The following is a 10,486-nucleotide window of genomic DNA, read 5'->3' as shown; positions in this document are numbered from 1 at the left end:
AACTTTCGCACCAAAAAAATAAGTGCAAATCGTTAGTTGTATTGCGTCTATGGTCTATTAAATATGTTGCTTGACAGTGTTTAATAAAATGAAATAACACCTCATTCTTTGGTATAGTGTAATTGTAGAGAAAACACTACCATACAGAAGAGGTGCTCCCTATATGATAGACCAAAATAGCCAAAACAATCAACTACCAAAAGAACTTAATTCGGTTTTTTCTGAGCTTGAAATGAATAAACACCTGCGCCAAGCAGGAATTAAAAAATCCTTCGGTTTCAGCTGTTCCTACTTATTTCAGCTTGTTTTCTGTTTGATTTTCCAGCACAAAAATTGGTTTTCACTTCTTGATTCAAAGAAAGCCGATCAGTTTCCAGCCAAAGATGCCGTCTATCGCTTTTTAAACCAATCAACTTTTAATTGGCGCCGTTTCTTACTACTGTTGAGCATTTTTACTATTCAAAAGGTGACTCGCCTTACGAATAAAGAGCGTCCAAAAGTACTGATTATCGATGATTCTGCGTATGACCGAAATCGTAGTAAAAAGGTAGAGCTTCTCGCTCGTTGTTTTGATCATGCTTCCCTGAAAATGCGTTTCTTTAAGGGGTTTCGTATGCTCACTTTGGGCTGGTCAGATGGCTATACATTTATGCCAATTGACTTTTCTTTAGTCAGTTCAAAAAAGTCTCAAATCAATGGTATCTCTGAAAAAATTGATAAACGTACTTGTGGATACAAGCGTCGAGAAAATGCATTACAAACTGAGCCTGAACAAGTTCCTGACATGATTAAACGTGCATTAGCCAATGGGATAGATGCAAGTTATGTCCTTATGGATTCTTGGTTTACATTGCCACCACTTGTAAAGTCTATTGTGGATCAAGGATTAGACGTAATTGGTATGGTCAAAGAAACAAAACAACGTTATAACGTAAACGGGGAGATGGTTTCTTTAAAGCAACTATACCGCCTAGCTGGACCCATTCAATCCAAGAAAGGAATTCTTCGTTCCATCCATACGATCATGGCTAATGGAACACCAATTAAAGTGGTATTCATTCAAAACAGAAATAAGAAAAGCGACTGGCTTGCCATCCTCAGCACAGACTGCACTCTTTCAGAACAGGAGATCGTCCGAATCTATGGAATGCGCTGGGATATCGAGGTATTCTTTAAGGCGGCCAAATCTCTTTTGAAACTTGAAAAAGAATTCCAAAGCCGTTCATATGACGCGCTTATTTGCCATACAACGATTGTGTTTTCTCGTTTTATCGTTCTGTCGTGGCAGAATCGCTGTAATACCGATCAACGCACAATAGGTGGTCTGTTTTACGAATTATGCGATGAAGTAAATGAACTTGATTGGGCTGTCGCATTACAGCAATTGATCGAGCTTCTTCAAGATGCACTTAAACAAACGAATAAGAAAATCAAAAAAATAATTCAAAGTCAACTTGAACAGTGGATCGCTGGCCTTCCTAATTATATCAAGGCTTATTTGCCGATATCACTCTGCGAAAGTTGAGTTATTTAATAAAGATACAAATGAAGACCAAGTCTATCCACCCTTAGTAGAAGAATTTACAAAAGCGCTAATAAAGAAAAAAACGGATAATCCTTCCATTAGTATTGTTTTATTAACGGATAAAATCAATACAATCTATGGTTCCTATCCATCAGAGGAATTAAATGATTTAAAACAAATAGGTATTAAAGTTATCGAAACAAATGTAAAGAAGCTGCGAGATTCTAATCCACTTTATTCTGCTTTTTGGCGAATGTTTGGACAGTGGGGGAAAACAAATGGGAATGGTCATTTACCTAATCTTTTAGCAAAAAGTGAGCAAAAGATTACCGTGCTATCCTATTTAGAACTATTAAACGTAAAAGCAAATCATCGAAAACTATTAATTACGGAAAATGCTGCAATCATATCGAGTGGGAATATTCATAATGCAAGTGGCTATCATTCAAACATAGCTTTTCGTGTTGACGGAAACATAATTAATGATTTACTTGAAAGTGAAGAGAGTGCAGCTAGATTGAATGAACATCTCCATTTGCCACGGATCCCAAAACAACCTGAAACAAATACACAGATAGAAATTCAATTACTGACAGAAGGGAAAATAGGCAAACATGTATTAGAAGAAATCAGTAAAACAGATAGCAAAGATTCTATTTGGATAGGAATCCTCTATTTAGCAGATCGAAATGTTATCGATGAAATCAAAGCAGCGGCAGCGAGAAGGGTGCATATTTATTTACTATTGGATCCAAATCAAAATTCCTTTGGCAATAAAAAAAGTGGCTTGCCCAATATTCCAGTTGTAGCAGAGCTAAGAAAATCAAAAGTATCTAAAAATATTCATATTAAATGGTATAACACAGGAAAAGAACAATATCATCCGAAAATTATGCTAATAGAAAGAGAAACAGCAGATACCATTATTAGTGGTTCCGCTAATTTTACGCGTAGAAATCTTTATGATTTTAACTTGGAAACAGACATTAAAATTATCGCCAAAAAAGAAACAAAAGTAGCGATAGAAACGAAATCCTACTTTCAAAGATTATGGACAAATGATGGTGCAGAATATACAAGGGATGTAGATACACAAAGTAAATTACCTTTCTTTCGCTATATTGTCTATCGATTACAGAGGGTTTTATGGTTCACAACTTATTAATTTTATTATTCATAATTTCTATTTCATTTCAAATAATAATACTATGAATGAATTGGAGGGTACTGTATGAATAAAAAAGAGATATTGACATCATCCGAACTCGCAACTTTATGGATGACTTATCAAGAAAAAACGATGTTTTTGCGAATGGTAGAATATTTCCATTCTGTTAATGAAGATAAAAAAGAAAAAAACTATTATGAAAGCCATATGCTTAAACTAGCGAAGGAGATACAAAAAATTGAAACAATTTTAAAAGCAGAGGGAGCGAAAATTCCAAATGGATTTTCTGAGAAAGATGTAAATAAACAAGCACCCCCACTGTTTCAACCAACTTTTTCTCTGCAAATAATGAGAATGCTTTCAGAAATTGGCATGGGGCTACATGCATTACATTTAGCAAGATCTTATCGAAAAGACATTATTCAATTATTCCAAGAATTATCTGTAACAACCCAGCGTTGTTATGAAGAGTGCACCGAGCTTTTAATTGAAAAGGGTGCATTGAGCCGTCCACCACAAGTGTCTATGCCAGAACAAGTGGACATGGTTGTAAGTACACAATACTTAAAAGGAAATAGTATCTTTGGGGATAAAAGAGTGTTAAATACAGTAGAAGTTTCTTTTCTCTATCAATCCATTGAAAGCAACAGTATTGGACAACAATTAATTACTGGGTTTGCCCAAGTAACTAGAGACCCAGAGATAAAAAAATTCTTCACACAAGGAAAAGAGCTTTCCAAGAAAATTATTACGAAGCTTTCGAAAAAATTAATGGATGATGATATTCAAGTTCCGATAGCCTGGGTAGGAAGCCCAACCGTTTCTACCATTGCTCCCTTTTCAGACAAATTAATGTTGTATTGCATTAGTTTGTTTTGTAGTTTTGGACTAGGCAGTAATGCTATTGGAACAACATTTAGTTTGCGGAAGGACTTATCGGTAACCTTTATCCCCCTTATTACGCAAATTTATGATTATGGGGTACATGGGGCAGAGTTAATGGCCAAAAAAGGCTATACAGAGGAACCACCGGGCATGGAAAATAGAACAAATATCATAAATAGAAGCTAAGTATCTTTCTATAATGCTGACATTGCATTTTGCTTATCAGTCAATGGAAATAATGCTATGATAGCTTTATAAATGAACTGATAAGGGAGATGTCGGTATAGTGACTGATTTTTTTAATGAAGAAAAAGATTTCACAAAAAGAGTAAGTAAGCTTTCTGAATTAAGTAGAAATTTTTTTGAGAGAGCAAAGGAAGTTGATGAAAATGGATCGTTTCCCTTTGAAAACATGAAGGAATTGCAGCAATCTGGTTACACAACCTTAACAATACCTAAAGAATTTGGCGGACAAGAAATTTCTTTGTATGAATTAGTAAGATTCCAAGAGGTAATTGCACAAGGGGATGGATCTACTGCCTTATCTATCGGATGGCATATGGGCGTTGTTAGAAATATGTATGAGGCAAACTGGCAAAAGGAGACGCTTAAAGAAGTCTATAACCAATTGCTAAATGGTGCATTAATAAATGGTGCCGCAACAGAGCCACAAACAGGAAGTCCAACAAGAGGTGGAAAACCACAAACTACTGCCGAAAAGAATGGAGAAAATTGGGTGATTAATGGACATAAATCCTTTACCACTATGTCTCCTGTATTGGATTTTTTTCTTGTTACTGCATCTATCAAGGGTACAGACGAAGTAGGCAATTTTTTGATACCAAAGGATTGTAATGGAATACGCATAGAAAACACATGGGATAGCATTGCTTTAAGGGGTACTGGAAGCAATGATGTGTATTTTGAAGCAGTAGAAATTCCTGCACATTATTTTGTGGAAAAATTGGAAAGACGGAAAAAAGTTAATCCATGGCTATTGCATATTCCAGCATGCTATTTAGGAATCGCAGGAGCTGCACAAACGGAAGCAGTGACTTTTGCGAAAAATTATTCTCCAAATAGTATAAACGGAACCATTAGCGATATCCCAAGTGTACGAGCAAAAATTGGGGAAATGGAATTGAAAATGCAAACAGCGAAACACTTTTTATATTCTGTAAGTAAAAAATGGGATGAATCATCTGTAGAACAGCAATCTCATCTTCTTCCAGAATTAAGTGCAGTGAAATTAGTTGTAACAAACATAGCAATCGAAGTAGTCGATATCGCCATGCGCATTGTCGGTGCACGTAGCTTGTCCGCAAAAAGCCCACTACAAAGATACTACCGAGACGTACGAGCAGGCTTACATAATCCACCAATGGACGATATGACAATCGAACAGCTCACAGTAAAATCACTAAATGAAATGAAATGAACGAAAGCAAGTAAAAAAGATTGCCAACGAGCAATCTTTAAATAATGGTAGTCAAATTACTTGATAAGGTAGTTTGGCTATTTTTTTTCATTGTTGATTTCGTTCAGAAACCAGGGTTTAACTCACTTTTTTTAAATCAGCTCTTACTTTGTATGTTCGATAAAGATGACGGAAATATGTTTCCATTCTAAACGATCCATTTATGTATCTTTTTAGCCCGATAACTACTAGTTCTTCTATCAAAATCAAACCAAGGAAAGTATAAATAAAAACAATCAAATTCATTTCCCTCCTTAAATCTTCAGCTACTTTTCTATTCCTTTTTTTGTGTAATGTAAACAATGATCGATTATAAAATAATATGAACAACTTCACTTTTCAGAACATAAATATAAAAAGAAAATTCATAAAAAAAATTGGTGTGAAACCATTGAAAAATATAGAAAAATAACTCATAATCTTATTTTGAAACATTCTTTTTTTAATAAAAAACACTTCTAATTCATTAGAAGTGATATTACCCGTTAATCGGGATATAGTGCAGGGGAAGATCTTTTTTAAAATCCCAGTAATGGTTAGTTGTAACATTGGGCTGGGGATAAAAAAATACGCTATATAAAGGGAGATGGAAAATGAAAATAAGAGTTTCTGCCGTACAGTATAAATTAGAAAACATTAAGTCTTTTGAAGCATTTGCAAAACAATGTGAGCATTATGTTCGAACAGCAAGTGAATTTGGTGCGGAATTTGTTTTATTTCCTGAATTTTTTACAACACAGCTTTTATCAATGGGGGATGAGACGAACGCGTTAACGATTAATGAACTACCTGGATTTACAGAGCAATATCAAGATTTATTCAGGTCATTTGCTGTTCAAACTGGAATGCATATTATCGGTGGAACTCATGTCATTCGCAGAGAAGAGAAATTGTATAATGTAGCACATCTATTTTATCCAGATGGAAGAATAGAAGAGCAGGCAAAGCTTCATATCACGCCTACAGAAGAATATGAATGGAATATGGAAAAAGGGGATTCCTTTCGCATATTTGATACAGAGAAAGGAAAAATTGCCATCTTAACTTGTTATGATATTGAATTCCCTGAAATCGTTCGTATGGCAAAGGCAAAAGGAGCAGATGTGATTTTTTGCCCATCATGTACGGATGATCGCCACGGTTTTCATCGTGTACGCTATACTTGCCATGCAAGAGCAATTGAAAATCAAGTATATGTTGTAGTAACTGGAACAATTGGCACGCTTACAAATGTTGACTTTATGCGTGCAAATTTTGGGCAGGCAGCAGTCATTACGCCTAATGATATCCCGTTTCCACCAAAAGGAATTCTTGTAGAGGGTGAACTTAATAATGATATGGTTGTAACAGCGGACCTTGATTTGTCTTTATTGTATGAAGTAAGAGAAAAAGGTTCTGTAACAACTTGGAGAGATAGAAGAACAGATCTTTATCCTGACTGGAATTCTACCGTGGAAGGCTAATTATGACGCTTCATAGTGAATTTTATCTTTTTGACACAGGTCAGCCAATTCCATGTACGGTCAGAAATTATCTGGAAAAAGATTTTCACGAATTAATTGCTATTCAATCAGAATGCTTCCCACCACCATTTCCAGAGGAGCTATGGTGGAATGTTGAGCAATTATCTAGTCATCTTTCTCATTTTCCTGAAGGAGCAATCTGTGTGGAAGTGGATGGGGAGCTTGCAGGTTCCTTAACATGTCTTCAAGTCGCTTATAATCCAAATCAGCCTTATCATACATGGGAAGAAATAACGGACAATGGATATATTACTACAAATGATGAACATGGAGATGCCTTATATGTGGTGGATATCAGCATTCGCCCAAAATTCCGAAAACTCGGTTTTGGAAAGATACTTTTGCAACATGCTTATTACTTAACTATTGAATTAAGATTAGACCGATTACTTGGAGGGGGAAGGATGCCTGGCTATAAAAGGTATAGAAAGGAGCTCTCCCCAGAGGAATATTTGGAGCAGGTTCTCGCAGGTCATGTAAAAGATCCTGTTATTACGTTTTTATTGCGGTGTGGAAGAACACCTGTTACCATATTGCCACAATATTTGGAAGACGAAGAATCAATGAATCATGCAGTTTTAATGGAATGGAAAAACCCTTTTAAAACTAAATAAAATTCGTTATGTCTTATCTAATTTATTGATGGAGAGGGATAAACATCCCGCTTCTAATCGATGGTTAAATAAGACATTTTTTTGTTTTTCCGTAACGGTGAATTTCTCTGTGTCTATGTACTAAAAAACTTAGTTAAGGAGCAAATCATTTTAATGGAAGTCCCCTTCCTCATATAGTCTAAAAAGAATTTGCCACAAACATAAAAATAATAATTGACATGTAAATAATTAAGTTATATATTATTTATTGCTTAATAATTAACTTCTTAATTATTTATTTGTGAATTAATTACAGAAAGGACGGGGGATAAGTGCATAATGGCGAAGAGCTTTTTGAAGTCGCAGCAATGTTTGGCACATTTATAAAAAATTTAACAAGTGATTTTAATAAAAATAGCAATGATTTAAATATTACACAATATAAACTTCTTTTTCATTTAGAAAAAGAAGGCGCCCAAAATGTCTCAGATCTTGCGAAAAGCGTACACATTACAAATGCTGCAGTTACCACTATTACCGATCAATTATTGGCCGATGATTATATTACTAAAGATCGATCAAAGACTGATCGAAGAGTGGTCAATATTACTATTACCGATAAGGGAAGAAAGATAGTAAATAATATGAAAAAAGAGCAGCAGAATAAGATGAAGGAACATTTCCGAAAGTTAACGGAGGAAGATATTCAACACTTAAAACGAATTTTCAAGCTATTAAACGAGAATTTCTAATAATTTCATAAAGAAAAGAGAGAATGCAATGGAACATTTAACACAAAAGAAAAAACTGTCGATTATGATTGCCATAATGGCAGCGATGTTTTTTGCAGCGATTAACCAAACAATCGTAAGTACTGCAATGCCAAAAATTATATCTATACTAGATGGTATGGATTATTATACATGGACGATCAATATCTATATGCTTACATCCACTATTGCTACCGTTTTAGTTGGAAAGCTATCTGATATGTATGGCCGTAAGCCATTCTTATTGATTGGTATTTTATTATTTATGGTTGGTGCTTTTTTAACGGGTACTTCTAATGATGTATTTCAATTTATCGCATACCGTGGTATTCAAGGGATTGGAGCCGGAATAATTCAATCATCAGCCTTCACAGCAGTTGGAGATTTATTCCCGCCACGCGAGCGTGGAAAATGGATGGGCTTATTAACAGCAGTATTTGGTTTTTCCAGTGTGCTTGGACCTCTATTAGGTGGATATTTAGTGGATCACCTAGATTGGCATTGGCTATTCTGGATCTTCTTACCGATTGGTATTATCGCATTTGGAATGATTATGGTATTATTCCCTAAAGTAGAGGGTAGCGGCAAACAAAGCATCGACTATATTGGTTCGTTCTTTATGACGATTGCAATTGTGCCATTATTGTTAGCTTTTTCATGGGCAGGAACAGATTATGCATGGGGATCTGTTCAAATCCTTGGATTAATTGCTGCTAGTATCATTTTCGCCATTGTATTTGTGTTGGTAGAAAAAAATGCGAAAAATCCAATATTACCGTTACATTTATTCAAAAATAATATCGTTACTGTTTCAAATATAATAGGCTTTATTATGAACTTTGGGATGATGGGTGCAATGATTTATCTTTCGTTCTTCGTTCAAGGAGTTTTAGGTATTTCACCGACTTATGCTGGTTATGTAACAATGCCAATGTCTATTGTAATGGTTATTTCAAGTACTATCATTGGTCAATTAATTTCGAAAACAGGGAAATATAAACGCTTTGCATTAATTGGAGTACCAACGATGATAGCTGGTATGGCGATTATGATCTTTATGAATAGTGTACCAATGGCTATTTTAAGTATGATAGTATTTGGCTTAGGTCTTGGTATAGGAATGCCGGTATTCTCGATTGCAACACAAAACGCTGTGTCTCATAAAGAATTAGGTGTAGTAACTGCTTCTACACAGCTATTCCGAAACCTAGGTGGTACAATCGGGATTGCAGTAATGGGAACAGTTATGTCCAACAATTTAAAAACAAACTTGGAGAATACGATGCAAAATTCTTCAGTAGTAAAAGATTTAGCAACTGTTGATCCTAAGATTACTGAACAAATTGTTGGCTTTGCAAATCCGCAAGCTCTAATGAATAAGCCATTACTTGAACAAACAGAAGCAAGTCTACCTGCAGATGTTCAACCGATTTTTACAAAAATGATTGAGGGTATTAGAGACGCTTTAGGTGATACGTTATCAACTGTATTTTTAACAGGTACAATCGTATTAGTGGTAGCCTTTTTATTAGTGTTTTTCTTAAAAGAAATCCCGCTACGTACAACAAATCAGGCTACTCCTAAAGAGGAGAAAGAAGAAGATAAAGTACTCGATATACAAAACTCTTAAGAAGAATCATATTGGCTGTCATCCAAATTAATTGGATACAGCCTTTTTATTTAGAATAATTATGAAAAATTTGTTACAATCGAAATTTTTTTCGCACAACCTTTTTTCTGTTATAATAAATTATAGTAATTGAATGAAAAAAAGTAGGGATGCTAAATGAAAATCATCTGTTTTGGAGATAGCTTAACAAGGGGTGTCTCCTTTGTAAAAGGTAGGGTAAGAATCATTAAAGATAATTATCCCGCTATACTTGAAAAATTATTTTCTGTAAGGAATCCAGAAGACACCATTATTTTAAATAAAGGTGTGTTTAATGATAATTCTGATTTATTAATGAAACGATTGGAGAAAGATGTTCTTTCAGAAGAACCAAATTATGTATTGTTAAATGTTGGCGGAAATGATTGCAATTTTAAATGGCAGGAAGTGGCGGAAAATCCTGATAGTAACCACGATCCAATTGTGCCAATTAATCAATACATTGAAAATATCGGCAATATGGTAGCGAAAATGAAACAATCTAATATCACGCCAATTTTGTTAACATTACCACCGCTCGATCCAGTACGTTATTATAAGTTTATTGCTGATCGATATGGGACAACCATTAGTCATTGGATAAGTTGCTGTGGAGGCATTGAACATTGGCATGGTTTATATAATTTTCATTTGAATAATTTAATTGAACAATTAAATCTTCCTAGCATTGATGTAAGAACAGCTCTTATAAAAGCTGGGAATATTGCTGATTTTATTAGTGATGATGGCATTCATTTAAATTCAGCGGGTTATAAAAAAATGAGTAATGTTATTTTTGAAGAAATGCTGCGCTTAACTGGTGGACAAAAAGAGCAGTTATCCTAATAGCATTCGGACTTTTTCGTTTTAACCTATCTATCCATTATTTAGCAAAAC

Annotated in this window: 10 protein-coding genes; 9 read left to right on the top strand and 1 reads right to left on the bottom strand. The window is 34.7% G+C overall.

What is annotated here, in order from left to right:
• Window positions 1-163 precede the first annotated feature (163 nt).
• The 4 genes from ADJ83_RS17145 (at window position 164) to ADJ83_RS17130 (ending at window position 5,016) form a co-directional block, all read left to right on the top strand.
• The gene (locus ADJ83_RS17145; RefSeq protein WP_048717268.1) at window positions 164-1,525 is read left to right on the top strand and encodes an IS4 family transposase; all 1,362 of its coding nucleotides are present in this window, start codon (window positions 164-166) and stop codon (window positions 1,523-1,525) included.
• Window positions 1,455-2,690, top strand: coding sequence for a phospholipase D-like domain-containing protein (locus ADJ83_RS17140; protein WP_081836683.1), 1,236 nt, complete (start codon window positions 1,455-1,457; stop codon window positions 2,688-2,690). The genes ADJ83_RS17145 and ADJ83_RS17140 overlap by 71 nt, the downstream gene beginning before the upstream one ends.
• A 66-nt stretch (window positions 2,691-2,756) precedes the next feature.
• Entirely contained in the window at window positions 2,757-3,764 is a 1,008-nt protein-coding gene (locus ADJ83_RS17135) for a DUF3231 family protein (protein ID WP_031538691.1), read from the top strand.
• Between the two features lie 97 nt (window positions 3,765-3,861).
• Window positions 3,862-5,016 carry an acyl-CoA dehydrogenase family protein gene (locus ADJ83_RS17130; protein WP_031538692.1) on the top strand — a complete coding sequence of 385 codons (1,155 nt, stop codon included), beginning with the start codon at window positions 3,862-3,864 and terminating at the stop codon, window positions 5,014-5,016.
• Between the two features lie 117 nt (window positions 5,017-5,133).
• Here ADJ83_RS17130 and ADJ83_RS25700 read toward each other — a convergent pair whose 3' ends face one another.
• Window positions 5,134-5,295: a hypothetical protein gene (locus tag ADJ83_RS25700; protein WP_155986765.1), complete on the bottom strand. Its 162-nt coding sequence runs from the start codon at window positions 5,293-5,295 to the stop codon at window positions 5,134-5,136.
• Window positions 5,296-5,648: 353 nt separating this feature from the next.
• On the opposite strand from ADJ83_RS25700, the gene ADJ83_RS17125 reads away from it, so the two are divergent.
• From ADJ83_RS17125 to ADJ83_RS17105, 5 genes are all read left to right on the top strand, one after another.
• The gene (locus ADJ83_RS17125) at window positions 5,649-6,518 is read left to right on the top strand and encodes a carbon-nitrogen hydrolase family protein (protein ID WP_031538694.1); all 870 of its coding nucleotides are present in this window, start codon (window positions 5,649-5,651) and stop codon (window positions 6,516-6,518) included.
• A gap of 2 nt (window positions 6,519-6,520) precedes the next feature.
• Window positions 6,521-7,192 carry a GNAT family N-acetyltransferase gene (locus tag ADJ83_RS17120; RefSeq protein ID WP_031538696.1) on the top strand — a complete coding sequence of 224 codons (672 nt, stop codon included), beginning with the start codon at window positions 6,521-6,523 and terminating at the stop codon, window positions 7,190-7,192.
• 311 nt (window positions 7,193-7,503) lie between these two features.
• Window positions 7,504-7,923, top strand: coding sequence for a MarR family winged helix-turn-helix transcriptional regulator (locus ADJ83_RS17115; RefSeq protein WP_031538699.1), 420 nt, complete (start codon window positions 7,504-7,506; stop codon window positions 7,921-7,923).
• A 28-nt stretch (window positions 7,924-7,951) separates the two neighbouring features.
• Window positions 7,952-9,571, top strand: a complete 1,620-nt coding sequence (locus ADJ83_RS17110) for an MDR family MFS transporter (protein ID WP_031538701.1) — start codon at window positions 7,952-7,954, stop codon at window positions 9,569-9,571.
• 156 nt (window positions 9,572-9,727) lie between these two features.
• Window positions 9,728-10,435, top strand: coding sequence for an SGNH/GDSL hydrolase family protein (locus tag ADJ83_RS17105; RefSeq protein WP_031538703.1), 708 nt, complete (start codon window positions 9,728-9,730; stop codon window positions 10,433-10,435).
• Window positions 10,436-10,486 lie beyond the last annotated feature (51 nt).

The sequence above is a fragment of the Bacillus sp. 522_BSPC genome (genome assembly GCF_001076885.1).
Taxonomy (GTDB): Bacteria; Bacillota; Bacilli; order Bacillales; family Cytobacillaceae; genus Niallia; species Niallia hominis.
Note: the sequence above shows the minus strand (reverse complement) of the source record. Positions and strands in the feature narration are given on the sequence as shown.

Coding starts and splice junctions, on each gene's coding strand:
- ADJ83_RS17125 (WP_031538694.1), top strand. CDS start 5,649: ATGAAAATAAGAGTTTCTGCCGTACAGTATAAATTAGAAAACATTAAG.
- ADJ83_RS17120 (WP_031538696.1), top strand. CDS start 6,521: ATGACGCTTCATAGTGAATTTTATCTTTTTGACACAGGTCAGCCAATT.
- ADJ83_RS17135 (WP_031538691.1), top strand. CDS start 2,757: ATGAATAAAAAAGAGATATTGACATCATCCGAACTCGCAACTTTATGG.
- ADJ83_RS17105 (WP_031538703.1), top strand. CDS start 9,728: ATGAAAATCATCTGTTTTGGAGATAGCTTAACAAGGGGTGTCTCCTTT.
- ADJ83_RS17110 (WP_031538701.1), top strand. CDS start 7,952: ATGGAACATTTAACACAAAAGAAAAAACTGTCGATTATGATTGCCATA.
- ADJ83_RS17145 (WP_048717268.1), top strand. CDS start 164: ATGATAGACCAAAATAGCCAAAACAATCAACTACCAAAAGAACTTAAT.